Genomic DNA, 21,262 nt, shown 5'->3' on the forward strand with positions numbered 1-21,262 from the left:
TTAACATGAAAAGAAAAAAGTGGACACATGATGATTCCGTAGAATGGTTAGATAAGATTAGATCTGAATATAACCATCTCGTTGTACGATATGGAAAATCTCCTCGACTTAAATCTGCCTTTGAAGATAGATATTATGAGGCCTTAAGGAAACGTTTGGATTTACCTACCTTTTTTAAGGCTGAATGGGAAGTTGCTCATGCATACAATGAGGTTGAAGAGTTCAAAAAAACAGTTAAAGTTAAACAAAAAGAAAAAGAACCTCCAAAGAAAAAGAAGCCCACAAAACCCTTTGTTGAAAGGGTTTTAGATGAATTACGAAGTCGAATCGTCAAATACCCAAGAATACATATTCATGAAGAATCTTCTGAAGATATGGAGCGACTCTATGGAGCTATAACCCAATTTGATAAAGAATATTGGTCTGAGTTAGATAATGTATTTCGTGATTATTATCCTATTAGACAATTTCGACCTACAAGCAAAGTGGAAACCATGTTAGTAAACCTTTCTTCTCCCTCTGATGGTAGCTTACCAAGAAACTTAGATAAATACGTCAATATGCTTAATAATGACAATATAAGTTTGTCCATTATTACAAAAGAACATAAAAGATGTATTTTAGAAGCATCATTTTTCTTTCATGAAGTAAGAAATTTTATATATGAATTTCAAAATGATCAAAATCTAGAAGAAACTGATAGCCTTAAAGTAAAAAAAGTTTTAACTTTTGTGGAACAAGTTCTTGATGACTTTCGACTTAAGGACTTAAAACCTGTATAAAACATATGGAGGATTTGCTGTGAGCGAACTAACCCTTACGAATGATAATTTTGAATCTGAAGTAATACAGTCCAATATTCCTGTATTAATTGATTTTTGGGCAGAATGGTGTATGCCTTGCCGAACTATTTCTCCCCTTGTAGAAGAAATCGCAAAAGATTATGAAGGCAAACTGAAAGTTGGTAAAATCAATGTTGATGAAAACCCCGAGCTTGCCGGACGTTTTAACATTATTAGTATTCCTACCTTGATGGTTGTCAAAGGTGGGGAAGTAGTAAACCAACAAGCTGGAGCCGGATCTAAAGCTGCTATAGAAGCTTTATTCAAAGATCAGTTATAAGAATCATCTGTGTTCTTATAACCAAAAGTGGATCCCCTTGTGGGAACGATATGCCAATCCCCAGTGCCATTGGTATCAATAAAATCCGATGAACGGCAAATACTTCTTGTACTTGTGCTGTTTGTTGATCTGATACCATAGTCTGGGGAGAGACTATCGAATTCCCATTGTTCGTTTTTATAGAGTATATTTGCTTGTTCAAGGGTTTTCTTGCTGCCAAAACCTGAATACTTATCCATATTTTCACTTGATCTATTAGTGTAGTAGACACCATCAAGGATATTGCCATTGGGGTTGTTATATAATGCTAATATGCCATTATTTGCAGATAATCCTGTAGCTTCATCAACCCATAAATCCCAAGCAGTGTCACAATGATCGATTCCAATGGACTCGGATTGACTAGTGTATTCATTTATTTCTCCTTCAATCCCTTCCGGTTTTAGATGAAGAAGAATATAATCTCCTGCTTTCACCTCTAATGAAGGAAAAATATAACGGTTTGTATAGTTTGATTTAACTCCAATATAAAATGTTAGACTTTCAATGTTACCAGATGTCAAACAATAAAACTCAACCATATCAGGATGAGTTTTTGAACCTTTTGTTGTGAACTCGTTAATGATTATATTCGGCAAATTGGGATTTGAATAATAAAAAGGAAGGATGAAGAAAGTCTCATTATCATTTTGATCGTTAACAGTACCTGTTAATTTATCTGCTCCTCTATTGCCCGGGAGTGTTAAAGTTATGGTGTCTCCCTCTATCTCCATAGAATCAACTTTTAATTGATCTAAATTAAAGTCTCCTTGACTAATGGCTTCATCAAAGCTCAGCATCATCTTCCTATCCTTAAGATTCCATGTTAATAATTCGGCTGGTTTTGTATCCCAATTCATTAGTGCTGTTGCACTAGGTAAGGGGATGCAGGATGTGATGAATAGTAATAATATAGGAAATGGTTTAAATAAGTGATTTAACTTCATATATGACCTCCGACTTTTATACAGATATCATGTAAGTATTGATTCAAGATCTTTAATAAAGTTATTATTATGCTATGTCATATAGATCACGATTTCATTTCACTATTAATATTTTAATAGTATTATTCTCCTTAATAGCTTTTGGGTTGGGTAGGAGTGTAGTGAATTTAAATTATAATGCACTCTTTTTAGGTCTCTCTATTCCATTAATCGGAACAATCATTCTTGCCAATGTTTTTTTTCTCCCTTTGTCTAAGCTAGTAAAAGTTTCGGACTGGGATATGGATAACCAAATATTTTTAAAGCGATTTAAATCCTTGGGTGCGGCCCCTCTTCGTTCCCTGCTAATGCTATTGATCCTGTTAATTGGTTTTTTAATGGTCTATACACATTTAGCATTTTCTGATTCAGGGGATCTGCAAGTTTTACTATTCCCTTTCCGAATGGTTTTAGTGGGCTGTGGAATGGTAAGTGGTAGTTTTGTCTATGTGCTTTTAGATAGATTAGTCTTATCATTTCTCTATGAAAATCAATTAAAGAGATTTCCAGATAAATTTAACACAAAACGACAACGAAGCAAGGGCATTATTATCCCATCATTCATAACTATCATGTCTCTTATCTTTTCTGTCTTTTTAACCTATCTTCAATTGATTAAAGCTATTAATTTAAATGTCGAATCTCAAAATGTTTTAGGATTCATACTAGAATCCACTTTCCCTTATTTGATAGCTTTCCTTTTTGTGATTATCCCCTTAATTGTCATCTCTGCGAATAATACTTCAACTTTGTACAACCTACTTAATCAGCGTTTAGAGGAAATGATTTCTGGAGAGAAAGATATGACAAAGAGAATTACGATTTGCTCTGTTGATGAAATCTCCATGATGAGTCATCGGGTGAATTTATTTAGTGAGATAATTTCTAATCACTTGAAAGTAACAAATGGGATGGTTAGAAAACTAACGGAATTTCAACGGCAATTGGTGGACAATGTGAATTTGTCTTCCGAGGATGTGGTCGCCTTAACCCTGGACATAACAGGTTTATATACTATTATTGAAGAAGAGCACCTCATGGCTAAGGAATCAATGATTACTAGTCAAGAATTAATTGGCAATATAGAAAATTCTGTAATACAGGTAGAAAAACAAACGACTTCTATGAGCCAATCCTCAAGTAGTATTGAACAAATGATAAGATCTATATCTGATACTACAGAACAAATAAATAAAGTGAGAAAACACACTTCAGACATCAAAGAAGTCTTCACAGCAGGACAAGAAAAAGTAGATAAGACAATTGATTCTGTTGGACGTGTAGCGAATTACTCTGATAGCTTAATTGAAATTAATGACATTATTTCCGGAATTGCCTCGCAAACTAATTTATTAGCTATGAACGCTGCCATTGAAGCGGCTCATGCTGGCGAGGCTGGGAAAGGGTTTTCAGTAGTGGCAGATGAGATTCGTAAATTAGCAGAGGATACGGCAATTCATACGCAAACCAGTTCTCATAACTTGATTCGGATCCGGGATGAAATTGATGCCTCATTAGTTGCCGCCAGAGAAGCAGGAGATACTTTTAGTGAAATGAATAAGGGGATTATTCTCATTGACAAAGAAACTCAGAATATTGATACGGCAATGGTAGAACATGATCAGGCTAACAAAGTTGTTCTAGAACAATTAAATGTTACACAAAAGGCAACAAATGAATTGAAAACATCCATAAATGAAATCAGCTCTGAAGGTTCTAGTTTACTAGATGCCATGAAAAAGTTATCAGATTTTTCCAAAGCAACAATAGATACTTGTCAGAACATGTTAAAACGAAATGAAAGTGTTGATAAAAAAATAAAGGATCTAATAAAAATCACTCAAAATACTGGAAAGTTAAGTGAGGTAACATTAAAAAAGATAGATGTCTTCAAACTAGATTGATTTAGTTTGACCATCATCTTCTCCCTTATTACAATTATGGCATGTCACAAAGCTACTCTCAGATATTAGAATCTATATCAAAACGGATATATCTCTTTGAGTCCATCCATGAGGTGGATGATTTCTTAAAAGATGCCTTATCTCTTTTAGTAAAAAAAGCAGGTGCTGTTTTAGCTACGATTTTTGTAAGAGATGAGGAAGCAGATCAGCTTGTTTTTAGAGTAGGCTTTGATGAATCAGGATGGTGGGATAATCAGCGATGCAATAATACTGTACCCATAAGGTTTTCCATAACCGGTAATGATATGGCAGATACCTTTAATAATGACAGGGTTCGATTTGTCACTTACTCGCCAGATGATAAAGCTCATCCCTTTGGTTCTAAGATATTTGTACCCATTAAAAGAGGCCCTAACCGATTAGGCGTACTAATAATGGCTCACAAGGAAATTAACGGCTTTGATAAAGTTAATAAAGAAGATTTACTGGAAGCGGCATCCCGTCTAGGAGATATGTTGCGAGATTCTATGATATTTGTAAATCACAAAAATTCTGGTTTTCCTAAAGTTAAGGTAGAAAGATCTAGTATAAAAGGATTAAAAACTTCTGATGGTGTAGCCTTTGGTCACGCCTTACCCATATGGGCAGATATTAATTCTCTTATGGAAGATTTAGACTCTAAAGGTTCAGTTGAAGAAGAATTGAATCTATTCAATAAGTCATTAACAACATCTCTTGAACAACTTGAAGAGATTCAATCTTCAAGAGTTTCCATTGATACAGAAATGATTTCATTAATCTTTACAGCACAATACTATATGCTCAAAGATAAAAGTCTGGTCGAACGTATCAAGAATCATATTCTGGATGGCGTATCTGCTCCTGAAGCTGTAAAGATTGTTATTGATGAATATGCTAATAGATTCGCTAGAATGAGTGAAGAACGTTTGGCTGAAAAGGCTCAGGATGTTAGGGATTTAGGGTTCCGACTCATATCAAATATGAAATCAAACTCTGGTGAAGGTTTTTCCTATAAAGGGAAAATAGTTCTCTCTCGACATATCTACCCAACAGATTTATTCCGGTTAGCCGTAGAAAAAGTAGGAGGATTAGTCCTAAGAGGAACAGGAGTTACAGCTCATATTTCCATATTGGCTAGATCTTTGAATTTACCAGTACTAATCACTGATGATAAGAGTTTACTCTCTATAGAGGAAGGAACTGCTCTGTTATTAGATGCTACAGGAAGTACTCTCTATATTAATCCAGATCAAAATTTACGGGAACAATACCTTTATAAGTCAAATAGTGCTGTTGGTGAACGGGAATATTATACTCTTAAAGGTCAAACAAAGGATGGAGTGCGAGTTCAAGTATTGGCAAATGTCAATCTTTATTCTGATGCAAGGATGGCTAACTCACAGGGTGCTGAAGGGATAGGACTTTATCGTAGCGAATTCCCTTTCATTCTTAAGAAAGATTTTCTCTCGGAAGAGCAGCAATACAGAATCTATCTTGAGATTATAAAGTCCCAGGGAACAAAGCCTGTCATAATGCGTACGACTGATATTGGTGGTGATAAATTATTACAGGGGAGAACAACGTCAGAGTCAAATCCTTTTCTTGGAGTAAGAGGTATAAGATTTTCATTGGCCAATAGAGAAATGTTTAGAGATCAGTTACGGGCTATGCTGCGAGCAGGAGCTGGTAAAGATCTAGGAATTATGCTTCCTATGGTGACTGATGTGGAGGAAGTCCTTACAGTTAAAGAAGAATTAAAACTTTGTATCCATCAGTTAGAAGAAAGAGGCGCCTTATATAATAAACATCCAAAAATCGGTGCCATGGTCGAATTACCCTCGGCTGCCATGTCTGTGGAAGAGATCGCCAAGGAAACAGATTTCTTGTCCATAGGTTCCAACGATTTGACGATGTATTTATTGGCTGTAGACCGGACTAATGAAAATTTAAGTCACTTGTATCGTTCTCATCATCCTATTGTTTTAAAAGTCTTTGCAGATATTGCTAAAGGATCGGGTGAGCTCTTATCTGAGCTATCAGTTTGTGGTGATGTTGCTTCGGATCCATTATTAATTCCCTTTTTCATAGGACTAGGTATCAGAAAATTATCAGTAACTCCAGCTAAAGTTGAAAGCGTAAAACAAATACTAAGTAGTTACACTATAAGAGAAGCAGAGGAACTGGCCAATAAGATCTTATCAATCAAAAGAGTCAAAGAAATGGAACAGTTCATAAAGAGTTATTCAAAACTTTAGTAAGACCTTCCTGTCTCCGATAATTGACTTATGAAGAAGGTACTGGTTTTTTGTTTAATCTTATTATCCACTATATATTCTTTTGCCCAGGATCTCACTTTGAGTGCAGAAGATCTCTATATGGAAGCTTCCATAGAAGGTGGTTATCATCTGTATATTCGTAAGAAACCGGATATCAATTCTGTAATGTTAACAAATACTTCAAAAGACCCTAACCTTAAGGTCCCCTCCTTTGCCTTAAGAAGTAGTGAATATAATCCTATCAATGGAGATGAAAAAAGGATGCTTGATGGTATCTTCTTACCTGATGGCCACAATTCACTTATAGACTCAACTGTTGAAGATAATGAACGTTTTGGAGAAGCCTTCCATATTTTTATTCCCTACATAAGTCTCTATGGTAATACCTGGAATGCTTATGGGATAAATGGTTCTCTGTATACCTATGATGGCTCCTGGATAGGTATTAGGACTTTTACAACGCCCTATGCTGATTATAGAGGACAATATGCTGATAATCCCTTTATTATGCATATGACCCAGGCGCCTCCCAAAGATATTCCTGCTGGAACAGTAGCAGTACATAAAGATGTGGAAAAAACATTTCCCGTGTTAGCAGAGGAATCGGGTGGTGAGACTTTATATAGCAACGGTGGGGAAGATCTTGTTGATGAAATAGATAGAATTATATCAGACATTGATGCTGACACATTAGATCTGGTCATTGCTCTGGATACTACATCCAGCATGGAAGATGACATTGCGTTTATTAAGAATAGGCTTATCCCAATTATTAAAAATGAAGTTAACAAGTTTAAGATATTTCGTCTTGGATTTGTCTACTATCGTGATTACTTTGCTGAATATTTGACTAAAACCGTTCCCTTTAGAGAAGATTTAGACTCATTGCAAACAGACCTCGAGCGTTTAACAGTAGGTGGGGGACGGGATCTTCCCGAAGCCGTTTATGAAGGGATAGATGCGGGAATACATAACTTTGACTGGATAGCCCAGGCACGTCATATCATTCTGATTGGTGATGCTCCTCCCCACCCTGTCCCAAGGGGAAAGACTAAGATAGTAACAGAACAAACAGTCATTAAGGATGCCAGAGAATTGGGTATCCAAATTACAACTATCATGCTACCCAGTAATTAAATTTGATAAAACATTCAACTTCTGTCATATTTTAGGACACTATTTAAGATAGGAGTTGTTAACATGAAAAAGATAGTCGCCATATTATTCATAATGGCTATCATCAGTGGATCATCTTTATATGCCATAGATGTGGATGATCTTAATTATATTCTATTCGATAATACAACCGACAACGATATTGAATATATATTTATCTCACCTGCTGATAGTGATTATTGGGGACCCGAAGTATTAGGTAGTGAATGGGTTCTCTCCGCAGGGGGGCAGTTAGGATATTTTATATTGTATCCACATGAATCAGACGACTTTGATATAATGGTTATTGATTCTGAACAAAATGTGCATATTGCCTGGGACTTTACTATAAGTGATGATGAAGAGGCTAGCTTGGTCTTAACATCTGTCAACATGAATGATGATCCTGTCAATCTATCCACTTTAGAAGTAAATATCATTAATGACGTCAATGATATTTACTATCTCTTTATCAGTCCATCTGATAGTGAGATGTGGGGTGTCGATTTCCTTGATGAAAATACCATTCTTGAAACGGAGAATAAAGTGTCCTTTGTTTTTCCACTTCAGGATGCTACCGTCGGGTATGATCTACTTGCGATTGATGAAGAAGGAAATGCATATCAGTTATATTTTGAAGTTGATGAGACCAGTACAGACATGGAATTTCATATAGCCAAGGAAAATTTGATGATAGAATAGAATTTTTATTAAGTCATTCCCTGTAGAAAGAAAGAGCTGTGGTAACAGCTCTTTTTTTTTATTCTGTACAAAAAGGGGAGCTCCGAGTTATGTTTTAATTAGATCAATAAGTTTGTAGCACACATCGTTTTATCTAATAGCAACCCATATCAAAATGACATAAGGAGAGAAAAATGACAGAGGTAAAAAAGCTAACAAATCTTTTAGCTTTATGTATGGTAGTGATGCTTGTAGGGTGTCAGGCCGTAAAGACTACCACTAATCCAGATGTGAACACTATCACTATAGGTGCTCTCGTAGATCAAACAGGTGCTAGTACTTCCCCGCTTTATAAAGAAGCTGTTGTATTGGCTGGAAAGCAGATGAATCAAGCCCTACGTGAAGTGCAGAGTCCAGTGTTTATGAATATTGCCTTTGGTGATACACAAAGCACTGCTAGTCTTGCAAGTCAGGAAGCTATTCGACTAGTGAATGAAGAATCAGCTGTGGCATTGATCACAGCCACCAGTGGTGAGTCCATAGCGGTGAACATGCTGAACTATGCCCCTAATACTCCCTTTATTCAAAAAGTTCCTTTAGCTTGTTATATGAGTTCTTCAGGATATATCAATAATCCCGAAGCTAAAGATGAGAATCCAGTTAGGCAAAAGGCCTTAAGAGATCATCAAGGATGGCTCCATCGTGTATTTTATATCGCTGACAATGAAGCTGATGTGGTAATCAAGATTGCTTTGACTAAGAAAACAACAGCTAAATCTTTCAAAGTAAGTATTTATGCAGACTCTTTTCATCAATCATTAGCTTCTTCCATTGCAGAAAAACTTCCAGCGTATGATCCAACGGCCACAGCAGATATTAAGATCATTCAAGAGTCCTCTCAAATCAAAGAAGATTGGAAGAGTATTGTCAATACAAAACCTGATGTAGTGATCGTTGCCATGATGCCACAGTCGGCAACGGAAGCTGTTAGAACATATATGAAGTCTGGCTATGAAATTCCCATATTGTCTAATAATAGTTTTAGACGTAATTACATATTAGCTTCTGTCGGACATGATGCTGATGGCCTTGAGGGAAGTTCTGTACAATTGGCTGATCACAATGAATCTGGTGATGAGTTTATTAAAGCTTTTACTGATTATACTGGATCTATCCCGGAAATGACCTGCTCAGGCGCTTATGATGGTACTATAGCGATGATGCTCGCTTCTTTAGTGGCGTATTACGATTCCGGAAAGAGTTATGTATCAGGACAGGATGTACTGGTGGGGTTAACGAAAATAAATAATAAAGAGAGCGCAATTATACGTCCGAATATACAAGACTTTCAGAAGGCTATTAAACTTATCGCTGCTGGTGAAAAGATTAATTATGAAGGGGCTTATGATTCATTAGATTGGGATAAATTGGGCAATATTAAACCTGCTTTAGTTCACTGGAAAGTGGAAAATGCAAAATTCGTTGAGTATGAACAATATAAGCCATAGTCCTATTTAATCGATTTTTTCAATGTCCTCTTTGATTCCTGAGATCATATTTCTTGGTATTTTATTGTTAAAGTTGTAATTACCAATAAAAGTTCTATGAATAGCAAGGGAGAAAATCTCAGGGTTGGGGAGGACATTATGAGGTGGCCAATTTAGTTCTTTGGCATACCTGTCACGAACTCTGTATATCTTGTCATATCGCAGTTGAGCATTTTTAGACAAGTTTTTATATTCCCTTTTCTTTTTATATCCAGGTTGTGGACTAGGGTTAAATTTAATACGACTGGAGACAAAACCTTCTAACACTTCAGATAATTTATTTTCTGATGTAAGTTTATCTGAGAGTACTCTATATAATTCAAAAAGGTATGCTACATCATTTAACGCATATTCAACGGCTGTTTCATTGATGGGGCGAATTGTCCAATTGTATTTTTGATATTTCTTTTTATTTACACTAGGTTCAACATTCAAATAGGTCTGTAAAACATAATCTAGTCCCAATTTGGGAGAGTCTAGTGCTTGGACTAAAATTTGCAGATCCAACACACTGATCATTTGAATATTATATTGTTTGAACACTAGTTGATAGTCAGACTCTGCTCCATAAAATAATTTAACTATTCTTTGATACTCAAGGAGTTCTTTAATATATTCAGTGCTTATCTTAAAAGGATCCCAGAGATAAAAAATATCACCATCATATATTTGTATAAGACAAAGAGTCTCTCCATATTGATGGAGATTATATTCCCCTTCAAAATCAATGGCTAAGTGTGTAACTTTCTTTGAAACTAAGGATTGTATAAAACGCTTAGCTTTTGGATCGGAATCAATTAATTTGTAATTACGCAATGAATAACTCGCTTGTGTAGGAAATGGGGACTGGCAACTGCCAGTCCCTCTCTATTTTATTGATTTTGTTGATTAGCAGTAAATTCCTTTTCTTGTATCTCGTTGATGAGCTTTTCACTCAACTGTTTTGGCCAAGAAGGATAGGGGGCTATTGGATTCTCTTTGTACTCATCCAATATTGCCTGGAATTTCTCTTTGGCTTCTGTTAGTTGGCCTCTTTTATAGGAGATAAAAGCTATCTCATAACGAGCCATAATCCCATTAGCCTGATCATCAGGAAAATCCTGTAAAAAATGTTCATAGTAAAATAAGGCATTGTCATAATACCCTGAGTCATAAGCTTCCTGTGCTCTTTGAAAATAGATTTCTCTGTTCATTCCTTCATCTATGACCGGCTCCGGTGTTTTACAGGATACCAGTATTAAAGCGAGCAAAAGAACATAAGTAAAATATTTGGTCATTCTTTATCCCAACCTGCTGTTGACGAGTAGATTTCATCCTTAATTGGTAAGTTGTTTTTTAGATCCTTAATGAATTCTTTTGAATCGCCCATCGGTTCATAGGAATCGCAACTAAGCATACTTCTCCTAGCGACAGTGAAGTATTTATAGTATTTCTCATCTCCAAGCTTCTTTCGCCATTTACCAGCTGCGCAACGCACACGTAGCTGATACTGACTGCCATTTCCAACAGCGATCTTAACTACTTTGCAGTTAGAACAATTAGCACAATAAACCTTATCCTGGGCCGAAACTGTTTCTTCATTTTCTATCATAGCTTCGGGAGTCTCCAGACTTTCGACCATGGTGACCTCCTCATTTTATATAATTTTATAATATCATGATCGACTTTTTGGGGTCAACAATTTAGTTATATGACCCACACTAGACAATTATAACACTTATAAGACCAAAAAAACGGTAAAAATGGAGTATTCCCGAGTTATTTAACTGATAGTTTCCGGATGTTCGTCAACAATACTAATACAAATGGTATTGGCTAAGGTAACATCAGAGGCATTTATTAATGCAATAGCTTTGGTAACATCTTCCTCTTTAGCCAAATGAGTCGTCATAACTAAGGGCACGGCATATTCTTGTTTAGAAGTTTCTGTTAATTCCTTTTGAAGTGCACTTGATATGCTAATACCATTATTGCCTAGAATTGTTGTAATCTGAGCTACTGCACCGACTTTATCCGCAATATTGAATCTAAGGTAGTATCGACTCTTAATCTCTGAATTGGGTAACTGTACGGCTTTATCTGTCAGATCAGGCCAAAAGTTATATTGATTAAATACAATATCAGAAACTCCACTGGCTACAGAAACAATATCAGAGGCTACAGCACTGGCCGTAGGTGAAGCTCCTGCTCCACGACCATAGTACAATGTATGACCTACAGAGCTACCATAGACACTTACAGCATTGAAAGGTCCCTTTATCCAGGCAAGGGGATGATTTTTACCAATAAAAGCAGGTCTAACTCTAAAACTGATACCATTTTCCATTCGCTGTGCTACAGCAATGAGCTTCATGATATAACCAAGTTCAGTTCCCACTTTAAGATCTAGTAGATCTAAATTATCTATACCTTCCACAGGTATTTGATCTAGTTCTACACTTCCTGCAAAGGATAACGCTCCCATTATGGCTATCTTATGAGCGGAATCCATTCCAGAAACATCTAATGTGGGATCAGCTTCTGCCAGGCCCAGTTCTTGAGCTTCTTTCAAAGCCTCTTCATAGGATTGGCCTTTTTGAGTCATTTCAGAGAGGATAAAATTACATGTTCCGTTAACGATACCAAAGAGTGCATCTATTCTATTAGCTATCAACCCTTCTGTAAGGGCTTTGATGATAGGTATGCCACCAGCACAACTAGCTTCAAATCCGATAGTTACATCGTTAGCTCTGGCTAAAGCGAATAGTTCTTTTCCATAAATGGCTAACAAAGCTTTATTGGCAGTTACTACATGTTTACCTGATTTTAAAGCTTGTTCAACAAAGCTCTTTGCTATGGTTGTGCCTCCCACTAATTCAACAACAATCTTAACGAGAGGATCTTTTAAAACCTTTTGATAATCTGTTTCGAATAAATTTGAGGGTATTCCAATTGATTCAGCATGACTAAAGTTAACATCAACAACATAGGAAAGTTCAAGATCTAAACCTGATCTCTTACATATGCTTTCTATGTCCTGAGTTAGGATTTTTGCTGTGCCCCCGCCTACGGTTCCGCATCCTAGTAGGGCTATTCCAATTTTACTCATGGTGATCCTCCTGAATCACCATCCTAGACAGGCCTTTCTAATCTGTCAAGAAAGGCCATGATAAAACTTACTTGGGAGGGATAATTAAATTCCATCCTGGATAGATAAGATCAGGATTCTGGATCAATTTTTTATTACGTCTCCAGATTTTTGGCCAAAGGTAAGGATTGTTATATACGTCTTTTCTTTCGGCGATTCGCCATAAACAATCCCTTAGTTCAGGGTTGTATTTGACGGTATAGAAAGCATTAACGGCTTTATCTTGATATAAACGAATATAAGATTGGGCTTGGCCAAAATATTGATTAGCAATGGCCATATTTCCAGCATTCTTTTCTTTAACTCCTGACAACCAGAGTTCCTGTGCTTTATTAAGGTAAGAATAGACATCTTCATCCCCTAGTACAGCTACCTCTCCATTTGCGGGTAGTAGTATAGCTTGAGGCTTTGAAGCTTCTTCCTTAGTAGGTTCTTCAGACTCCTGTTCTCCCTCTGTAGAATAAGTTGAATCAAGAAGGTTTTCTCCCTGCCACGGTGCTGGAGTCACTATCTCATCATCATCAGAAACAACAGTCATTTGACTTGCGTTCTCGATTTCCTTCATAACTTCCATCATAAAGTCTTCAGTTTCTTTCTGGGCTTTTCGTTCTTTAGCTGCTTTTCCTGCTTCTAAAGCATAGTACTTAGCTTGGGAAAGTGATTCCTCACCTTGACCAAGATTGTAATTACGATAAGCATTCAACCCTGTAAAATAATAATCATTCGCTTTATCCAATTCTTCAGAAGCCCAGATATAAGCTTCAGCTTTCTCTGCGTCAGACAGGTAATTTTCTGTATCTCTTTGAAGGATTTTTACCCAACGTATCTTTTCATCCAACTTGTTGTAGGTTGTTGTGATATCCTGCAGTAAAGACTCGCTTTTAGTCTTTCCCTCCTGGAATGATGTATCAAAAGCAAGTTCAATGTTGGTAGCTCTTTGAGCCAATGCTCCATATTCTTCAGGACTGAACTTATCAGCCTCCAAGTTTTTGAGTTTTTCCATCATTGTGTTGATACGACTTATTAAATCTTGTTCACTTTTCTCTGACGCGATTTCATAAGCCTTATTGGCCCAATCCATTGCAATATTAAGAGATTCTTGTGCTTTATCTCCTTCACTGGATTCAGCAGCTTCCAGTGCTTCTTTTGCATTATTTAATTCCTCAGGAGCGTAATCTGTGGCTCCTGCTTCTTCGGCTCTAACTATAGCCAATCTGACCTGTTCAAAATCTTCGTCAGTTAATTGAGCTGCTTCTGGCTTTTGTGTTCCAGATTCTGGTTCTACAGCTGTATCTGGGGGGGGCTGTGTAGCTGCTGGCTCTTCTTCCGGTGTGGAAGCACAACCTACTAATATTAGAGCAACTACCGTTAATGTAAGAATCGAAAATATAAACTTTTTCATCGGTTCCTCCGTTCATGAGTCTATCACCAAGTACTTTAACCGTCAACTTTTCCACTGGATTTAAAATGTATCACAGATGTGATACATTTCTTGTATGAGGAGTAGGTAATGAGAATAAAAGTTCTATTTTTGCTATTATCTTTTACAATATTACCCTTGTTCGCCCAAGTGGGGGAGATTAGTTATCTTATTGACGATGTTGAATTGATTCGTGATGGGGAAACATACACGGATAGGGATATCTCTTTTGGGGATCCAGTAGAAGACCTGGATTTTTTTAGAACTGGTCCAACAGGTGAATTAGATATCTCTCTCTATGGAAGCACAGGGATCGAATCTGAAGTACATCTAACTCCCAATTCTACTTTTTACCTAGAAATTTCTGATCAGAAAAAAGAACAGAAAGGTGTTATTCAAGTACTGGCTGGATCTGTCGCTTTTAAAGTAAAGAAGCTAACAGGTAACAACAGGTTTAATGTACAGACAGAAACAGCATTAATGGGGGTAAGAGGTACTAGTTTTGAGGTCTCAACGACAGTGGAAGGAGATATCCTTATCACTTGTGAAGAAGGATTAGTGGCCTGTACAGACTCTGATGGTAATACTCTCTATGCCAGACCAGGTACTGCTGTGGAAAAGTCCGGTGATTCTATTTTTAGGCGAATCCCCATTGCTGTTAGTTCATTAAAATCGTTTAGAGATGAATGGCAAATGGAAAAATCAAGAGCCTTAGAAGCAAATGCTCCCAGGGCTATCAAAAACTATGCTGCCAGATATGAAAAATTGAAGCGTGAGTTTGATCTCGCTTATTCTACACTAATGTCTTCTGAAGATGTTATCCGTCGTTGGGATATGGAACATAAGCAGGGTATTATCGGATCAGGAAGCCAGTTACTACGGGACAAGAAAGAACTATACAGAGGATTAGTTGCCTTGCGTAAAAATTTATTCTTGTTTGAAAGAGTTTATTTTAGGCTTATTGAATTAGAGGACTATTATAACAGTAATAAATATAAAGGTAATTTGAGAACTGGTTATACTTACCAGGATTTCTTTAAAGATTTCAATAAGGACAAAGATGCTTTGATGCGCAAGATGGCTTATGTTCGCTATATTAATAAGCTATATGCCATGCGTAATGAAGGGAGTCTACCTTTTGATTCAACACTAGACTCGGATTCTAACTTTTTATCACCTAACAGCGAATTCTTCAATTAATAAAAAAACTGCCCTATCAAGGGCAGTTCTATAATCAAGTCAAAGTAATCTTAGTGTTTAGTCAAACTGAATAGTAATTTCTGTTTCCATATCAAAGAAAAGAACTCTATTAAGGTCAGCAGTAAAATTAACTTCATCTCCAACACTTGGAAGTACATCTGGCTCTACTCTAGTAATCATCTGATGTGATTCAGTGCTTACATAAAGGTGTGTTTCATTACCTAATGGTTCGATAACTTCAACAGTAGCTTTGATGTTATTCTTAGCTGCTGGGGTTGCTTGATATTTGAATTCTTCTGGTCGAATACCAAATAAGATCTGCTTACCAACATATTCTTTTAGTTTAGCAGACTGCTTTTCAGTAGTTTCGATTTTGAAAGTACCTTCGTTAACAACAACCTTGCCGTTTTCTTCAAGTACTTCACCAGAAAGAATGTTCATAGGAGGAGAACCAATAAATCCAGCAACAAATCTATTATATGGTTGGTTGTATAATCCTAATGGTGTACCGATTTGCTGAATTAAACCGTCTTTCATAACGACGATCTTATCACCCATGGTCATCGCTTCAGTCTGGTCGTGTGTTACGTAGATCATTGTTGCTTGAAGTCTAGTGTGAAGACCAGAGATTTCCGCTCTCATCTGTACACGAAGTTTTGCATCCAAGTTGGAAAGTGGTTCGTCAAAAAGGAAAACTTTTGGCTTACGAACGATAGCTCGTCCTACAGCAACACGTTGTCTTTGACCACCGGAAAGGGCTTTTGGCTTTCTTTCAAGAAGTTGTTCGATATCAAGAATCTGAGCAGCTTCTTTTACACGACTATCAATCTCTTCTTTTGCGTATTTTCTGATTCTCAGTCCAAATGCCATGTTGTCATATACACTCATGTGAGGATATAACGCATAGTTTTGGAATACCATTGCGATGTCACGATCTTTAGGCGCAACTTCGTTCATTCTTTTACCATCAATGGTCAATTCACCATCTGTGATGTCTTCAAGTCCAGCTACCATACGAAGTGTAGTTGTTTTACCACATCCAGAAGGTCCTACGAGTACAACGAATTCTTCATCATTGATATGGATATTTGCCTTATCAACTGCTTTGACTCCGCCATCGTAGACTTTAGTTATGTCATTAAGAATAACTTCTGCCACAAGGGGCCTCCATCAAGTTTATTTTATGAAGGCAATTTTAATATGACATCTTATATCTGTCAACTTTATTCCTGCAAAGATGAGCGATGCCAGTTCTCAACCATCTGGGAGAAGTTTTCCTCATTCTTTTCAATCCGGGGATTTTCAAACCAGGGAATTAATCCTGTTTCTACAAAGTCATCCCAGTGTTCCGGGATGTGATGATATAATTCAAAGTCCTCGGAACGGGGAAACCTGTGGGCTAATTGTTTATATAGACTGCTCAGATATTCATTGCTTGCTTTTATCGTTGATAAGCCGCCATAGGCCCCTTTGATCAAATCTTTTGACTCTAAACGACTATCGATAATCCTTTTTTGATTATTGCTATCCAAAAGCCAATTTACCATTTCCAAGGGTGTTTTCTTCTTGAGCCCTTCTGGAGTCAATCCAATGCTTAGATACTGGGGAAGGCTTTCAAGTTTTGAATCTGTATTAAAAAAGTAGAAATTGGTTTCGCTTCTAATATTTTCAGGCATTTCCAGCCACTCTTCAAAGGTGACAAGCCAAAATTTAATACGTCCTGAAGTTAATAAATTATAAGGATGTTCAATAAAATATTTCTTACGAAATCCATTATCGTAATCTATGAAAGTCGTTAATTTTGTAATAGCTTCCTTCATCACGGAACTATCCCAACTGATGAAATCAGAGCCCAGTTGGATGTTAGTATCATATGATAGAAGTAAAGTATCCAAAAACTTTGGCTGCCATAAAGGATTATAGCCTCTTCGAGCAGAAGTTGAAGTACTTATAACATTATATTGTATAGCCTGATCTGTAAGTGTCCCCATATCTATGGACAAGGGAAAAACATTAGGAGCTTGAGATTTATCAATGAGAACAAGGGGTACATCAAAGGCTAAAGGGATTATCTTGTTCTCATTGTCTAGTATGACCGTTTGTGCAGATTCGATAAATTTATCTATGTTCATATCTGTCAGCCAGTCTTTGGGGTACTCGTCCAGTAATTCCAAATGACCTGGATTGTTGAGGTTATTGCCAATGTAAATATCAACCGTTTCCTGAGAATGTGTTGGCAGAATGGTAATATTTATATCCGGATTATCCTGATTATATAATTCAATAGCCTTAAGCATTGCTACTGAATCAGTCCTGATATTAATATCCATTCCTTTTGAAGAACAGGAGAATAGTATGAGAGATAGTAAGACAATAATAATGTATGGCTTCATAAAAGGAATCTAGGCCAAACTAAGGGTATTGTCAACGTTGACATGTCTATTGTCATTACCATCTTCATTAATCATAATACAACCATGGATGCACCCATTGTTTTTAATAATTATAGCCGGTACTTAAAAAAGAAATACAATAAACCAGCCTACAGACTTGGTCTGGATGGGGGGTTTTCCTGCCCTAATCGAGGCAAAGATCGTACTAAAGAGGGATGCTCCTATTGTGATGCCTATGGGGCGAGAGCTCCTTATTTGACTGGAGCACATAGTCTCACTGATCAAATTCGTCAAAGTCTTGGTTTTTTAAGACAAAGATACGGCGCAGAAATCTTTTTGTTATATTTCCAGGCCTATACCAGTACCTGGGCTCCTCTGGATAGGTTGAAAGCCCTTTATGATAGTGCCTTGTCTGAGGCGGATTTTCGGGAACTCATCGTCTCCACTAGACCTGATTGTTTTGGTGATAAAGTGGCTGATCTTCTAAGCTCTTATCGAACAGAAGAACGAGAAGTGTGGGCTGAGTTTGGGCTTCAGAGCGCAAAGGATATAACTCTAAAACGAATAAACAGAGGGCATGGAGTCAAGCAATACATCGAATCGGTTAAGAGAGCTCAAGATAGGGATATAAAAATTGTAACACACCTAATATTCGGGTTGCCCGGGGAAACTGAACGGGATATATTGGATTCTGTAGACTTTGTTGTTGATCAGGGAGTCCAGGGGATTAAGATTCATAATCTGCATATTCCTCAGCACTCACCTTTATACAAAGACTATATTTCCGGTGAGATAACCCTTCCAAGTATGGAACGGCATATGGATTATTGCCAAAAGGCTTTGGAACGGATACCTGAGGATATTGTAATATTACGTTTGACCAATGATACTATGAAGGATGGTACCTTGTTACCTGGTGTGATGTGGGACAAAACATTCTTCTATGATCGCCTAAGACGTAGAATGGGGGAAGCCGGAAGTTTTCAGGGCTGTAAGTATAAAAGAAGGGTGGAATGAATACTTATGCAGATTAAAGATACTGCAGTTTTTAATGCTATTGATGATCTAAGCGATCACTATCTTAATAATATCTATAATAGATTTCTTCGCAAAGTTGTGATGACTGTCTCTCTTGATTCGGCTCAGTGGAGTATGATCGAAAAGCTTACAGAACGATCTGGTGAATACCGTTATCAAGGGTATTACTATACAGAGATGTATGAAATGATCCTGGCTCTTAGTGTTTTTGTATACAAGACCAGACAGGAAATCCAACCTAATTTAAGGCATATGCTCAACCAGGCTGGTTCAGATACAGCTTTACGAGGGGGAGTCAATCGTATGGATAACTCAAAAGTCTTCCGGGACATGGCTGTCAATAATTTTAAATCTAATTTGAATATTCTGTCAGACAAGATTAACAATCTTTATATGCTAATCATTAACCTCGATAAAAATGAAAATGGTCAAGGTAGAGAAGAGTTCCGCAAGAATCCGGATTTGAACTTTATCGGCAAGTATCTTGTTCAAGATTAAATGATCATAGAAGCCATCAGATTACTGATGGCTTCACTAATATCCAAGGAATTAACCAAATAACTTATCTGAAGCCTCAAAGACCGCATTATATAAGTCCTTAAGGTCCCTTTTATCTACTGCAGCATAGGCAATTCGTAAGTATTTTGTTCCAATAGCAATGGTTCCAATACCTTCTTCTTTGAGCAAGTGAATTCTTAAATCCTCTGCACTGCCTTTTTTAAGTTGGAAGGACATAAAGTAACCAGAGTTAAAAGGAACTACTTCCAGGTTAAGTCCTGTTTTTCGTTCTTCAACAATCTTTTTAACTTCTTTGTAGCGATCTTCTAACAGGTGGTAATACTTAATCTTTACACCATGATAGATCAAGCTTGACAATTCTTTATGTAAAATAGTCTGACCGGCTCTGCTGGAGTTACTTATTGTTCCTCTCAAGGCTCCTGTCAGTTTTTCTTCCAGTGCAAAATAATGATCAGAAGTAAGGCCTTTTCCTCCAAAAGTAACGAAACCGATTCGAAAACCCCATACAAAGTCTTCCTTTGTTGCTCCATCAACTTTTACAGCAAGAATATTATCATGAGCTCTTGAAAAGAGACTGAACATTGACTCTCTATAGATATCGCCTTCATAAAACAAGCCAAAATAAGCATCATCGGATATCACAAGGAGGTGTGTACCTTCCTCGGCAATTTTATAAATACCTTCATTTATTGCTTCCGCTTCCTCCTTTGTAGGGCTATAGCCTGTAGGATTGTTGGGGAAGTTAAGAAGGACAATCGCTTTTTTGTTTATTTGTTTTTCTTTAATTGTGGATAATAATCCTTCCACATTAAAAGTACTCTTATCGTTAAAGAAGGGAAATGTGCAAATCTCAGCTTCTCGTCTGACTTCAAAGATAAGGTTGTAGTTGCCCCAATACATATCAGGCATGATGACAACATCACCAGCATTGACAAATAGATCTGCAGTCTGACTAATTCCGTTAGTCAAGCCAGGCACAACCATAGGTTGACTAACCTTATCTTCATCAATACCTGGATTTTTCCGGATCATCTCCTCTTTCCATACCTTACGCAACCTTTCCTCACCAGGGGTGGGAGCATAAGAGACTGACTCAGTGGGACTAAGACGGGGTAAATTATCCTGTACTGTAGGCAGGATCATCGGTTCCCCTTCATTAACAGCCATACCTGTGGTTGCATTGTAACGGGTAGCTTTTCGATTCGCTTCACCCGCTTGTCGAGCTATTCCCTTTGGGAAATACATCCGTTGTCCTAAGTCTGATAGTAAGGCACCTGCACTTGTACCTTCTAGTTTTTTATTCAGTTCGACTGCAAGTTTATTCATGTTCTTGAGAATACTATTTGTCTAAAGTTTGGTCAATTAAAGGAGATTACGATTCTTAAGTTCTTGAAAAAGTTTATCTTTTTCTATGGGTTTGACAAGATAGGCATCACAACGTTCTCCAAATGCCTTCATAACATTAGCTGCATCTGACAAAGCTGTTATCATAAACACATGAGCCCTATCGATGACGGGAATATCCTTGTCTTCTTCCAAGGTTCTAATAGTTTGAAGCGTCTCCTGACCGTCTAAGGAGGGCATCATAATATCCATACAGATAAGTTTGTATGGTTTGCCTTCCTCCATTGATCTTTTGACGGCCTCAATAGCCTCTTCTCCATTGGATGCTGAATCACAATCTCCAACTTCAAAAAGGAGGGAGGTGAGTACTTTTCTTGTAACCGAGTCATCATCAACGATTAGTATTCGCATGATATGGGTATCTAACGCTCCTATTTATACGTGAGCCAATTGTAATACATCGAACAAAAGAAGTAAAATTTTTTTTCAC

The 21,262-nt window shown here is 37.1% G+C and carries 20 protein-coding genes; 10 read left to right on the forward strand and 10 right to left on the reverse strand.

Going from position 1 to position 21,262, the window contains the following annotated elements; genetic code table 11:
* The first annotated feature begins 5 nt into the window (after positions 1-5).
* Entirely contained in the window at positions 6-782 is a 777-nt protein-coding gene (locus K345_RS0102060) for a hypothetical protein (protein ID WP_037570945.1), read from the forward strand.
* Between the two features lie 19 nt (positions 783-801).
* Positions 802-1,122 (forward strand): thioredoxin, encoded by a 321-nt coding sequence (trxA, locus tag K345_RS0102065; RefSeq protein ID WP_028972762.1) that lies wholly within the window; start codon positions 802-804, stop codon positions 1,120-1,122.
* Here the strand turns inward: trxA and K345_RS0102070 are convergent.
* Complete coding sequence (locus K345_RS0102070; protein ID WP_028972763.1) at positions 1,113-2,108, reverse strand: lipoprotein TP_1001-related protein; 996 nt, start codon at positions 2,106-2,108, stop codon at positions 1,113-1,115. The genes trxA and K345_RS0102070 overlap by 10 nt on opposite strands.
* Before the next feature lie 161 nt (positions 2,109-2,269).
* On the opposite strand from K345_RS0102070, the gene K345_RS0102075 reads away from it, so the two are divergent.
* The 5 genes from K345_RS0102075 to K345_RS0102095 all read left to right on the forward strand — a co-directional run bounded on the left by K345_RS0102075 (position 2,270) and on the right by K345_RS0102095 (position 9,692).
* A complete protein-coding gene (locus K345_RS0102075; protein WP_028972764.1) occupies positions 2,270-4,051 on the forward strand; it encodes a methyl-accepting chemotaxis protein in 1,782 nt (593 codons plus the stop codon).
* 41 nt (positions 4,052-4,092) lie between these two features.
* Positions 4,093-6,327 (forward strand): phosphoenolpyruvate--protein phosphotransferase, encoded by a 2,235-nt coding sequence (gene ptsP, locus K345_RS0102080; RefSeq protein ID WP_028972765.1) that lies wholly within the window; start codon positions 4,093-4,095, stop codon positions 6,325-6,327.
* Between the two features lie 30 nt (positions 6,328-6,357).
* Positions 6,358-7,485: a vWA domain-containing protein gene (locus K345_RS0102085; protein WP_028972766.1), complete on the forward strand. Its 1,128-nt coding sequence runs from the start codon at positions 6,358-6,360 to the stop codon at positions 7,483-7,485.
* Positions 7,486-7,548: 63 nt separating this feature from the next.
* On the forward strand, positions 7,549-8,205 hold the full coding sequence (locus tag K345_RS22045) for a hypothetical protein (RefSeq protein ID WP_053227986.1): 657 nt from the start codon (positions 7,549-7,551) through the stop codon (positions 8,203-8,205).
* A gap of 173 nt (positions 8,206-8,378) precedes the next feature.
* Complete coding sequence (locus K345_RS0102095) at positions 8,379-9,692, forward strand: ABC transporter substrate-binding protein (RefSeq protein ID WP_028972767.1); 1,314 nt, start codon at positions 8,379-8,381, stop codon at positions 9,690-9,692.
* A 6-nt stretch (positions 9,693-9,698) separates the two neighbouring features.
* Here the strand turns inward: K345_RS0102095 and K345_RS19330 are convergent, their stop codons facing one another.
* The 5 genes from K345_RS19330 to K345_RS0102120 form a co-directional block, all read right to left on the reverse strand.
* On the reverse strand, positions 9,699-10,547 hold the full coding sequence (locus K345_RS19330; RefSeq protein WP_053227987.1) for a ribonuclease D: 849 nt from the start codon (positions 10,545-10,547) through the stop codon (positions 9,699-9,701).
* A gap of 56 nt (positions 10,548-10,603) precedes the next feature.
* Positions 10,604-11,008 carry an outer membrane protein assembly factor BamD gene (locus K345_RS0102105; RefSeq protein ID WP_028972768.1) on the reverse strand — a complete coding sequence of 135 codons (405 nt, stop codon included), beginning with the start codon at positions 11,006-11,008 and terminating at the stop codon, positions 10,604-10,606.
* A complete protein-coding gene (locus tag K345_RS0102110; protein WP_245584594.1) occupies positions 11,005-11,352 on the reverse strand; it encodes a hypothetical protein in 348 nt (115 codons plus the stop codon). The genes K345_RS0102105 and K345_RS0102110 overlap by 4 nt, the downstream gene beginning before the upstream one ends.
* A 141-nt stretch (positions 11,353-11,493) precedes the next feature.
* A complete protein-coding gene (locus K345_RS0102115; RefSeq protein ID WP_028972770.1) occupies positions 11,494-12,819 on the reverse strand; it encodes a homoserine dehydrogenase in 1,326 nt (441 codons plus the stop codon).
* A 67-nt stretch (positions 12,820-12,886) separates the two neighbouring features.
* Positions 12,887-14,260 (reverse strand): LysM peptidoglycan-binding domain-containing protein, encoded by a 1,374-nt coding sequence (locus K345_RS0102120; RefSeq protein ID WP_028972771.1) that lies wholly within the window; start codon positions 14,258-14,260, stop codon positions 12,887-12,889.
* Between the two features lie 108 nt (positions 14,261-14,368).
* Here K345_RS0102120 and K345_RS0102125 point away from each other — a divergent pair, with 108 nt between their 5' ends.
* On the forward strand, positions 14,369-15,478 hold the full coding sequence (locus K345_RS0102125) for a FecR family protein (protein WP_028972772.1): 1,110 nt from the start codon (positions 14,369-14,371) through the stop codon (positions 15,476-15,478).
* A gap of 57 nt (positions 15,479-15,535) precedes the next feature.
* Here the strand turns inward: K345_RS0102125 and K345_RS0102130 are convergent, their stop codons facing one another.
* Together K345_RS0102130 and K345_RS0102135 are read right to left on the reverse strand one after the other, a co-directional pair.
* Positions 15,536-16,636 carry an ABC transporter ATP-binding protein gene (locus tag K345_RS0102130; RefSeq protein WP_028972773.1) on the reverse strand — a complete coding sequence of 367 codons (1,101 nt, stop codon included), beginning with the start codon at positions 16,634-16,636 and terminating at the stop codon, positions 15,536-15,538.
* Positions 16,637-16,701: 65 nt separating this feature from the next.
* Positions 16,702-17,871 carry a hypothetical protein gene (locus tag K345_RS0102135; RefSeq protein WP_037570952.1) on the reverse strand — a complete coding sequence of 390 codons (1,170 nt, stop codon included), beginning with the start codon at positions 17,869-17,871 and terminating at the stop codon, positions 16,702-16,704.
* An 84-nt stretch (positions 17,872-17,955) separates the two neighbouring features.
* Here K345_RS0102135 and mnmL point away from each other — a divergent pair, with 84 nt between their 5' ends.
* On the forward strand, positions 17,956-18,888 hold the full coding sequence (mnmL, locus tag K345_RS19335; protein WP_211227814.1) for a tRNA modification radical SAM protein MnmL/YtqA: 933 nt from the start codon (positions 17,956-17,958) through the stop codon (positions 18,886-18,888).
* Positions 18,889-18,894: 6 nt separating this feature from the next.
* On the forward strand, positions 18,895-19,407 hold the full coding sequence (locus tag K345_RS0102145) for a hypothetical protein (protein ID WP_028972775.1): 513 nt from the start codon (positions 18,895-18,897) through the stop codon (positions 19,405-19,407).
* A 51-nt stretch (positions 19,408-19,458) separates the two neighbouring features.
* On the opposite strand, the gene K345_RS0102150 is transcribed toward K345_RS0102145, so the two are convergent.
* Positions 19,459-20,754 carry an aminotransferase class I/II-fold pyridoxal phosphate-dependent enzyme gene (locus K345_RS0102150; RefSeq protein ID WP_028972776.1) on the reverse strand — a complete coding sequence of 432 codons (1,296 nt, stop codon included), beginning with the start codon at positions 20,752-20,754 and terminating at the stop codon, positions 19,459-19,461.
* 36 nt (positions 20,755-20,790) lie between these two features.
* Entirely contained in the window at positions 20,791-21,183 is a 393-nt protein-coding gene (locus K345_RS0102155; RefSeq protein WP_028972777.1) for a response regulator, read from the reverse strand.
* Positions 21,184-21,262: the final 79 nt, after the last annotated feature.

This window comes from Spirochaeta cellobiosiphila DSM 17781 (genome assembly GCF_000426705.1).
GTDB classification, from domain to species: domain Bacteria; phylum Spirochaetota; class Spirochaetia; order DSM-17781; family DSM-17781; genus Spirochaeta_E; species Spirochaeta_E cellobiosiphila.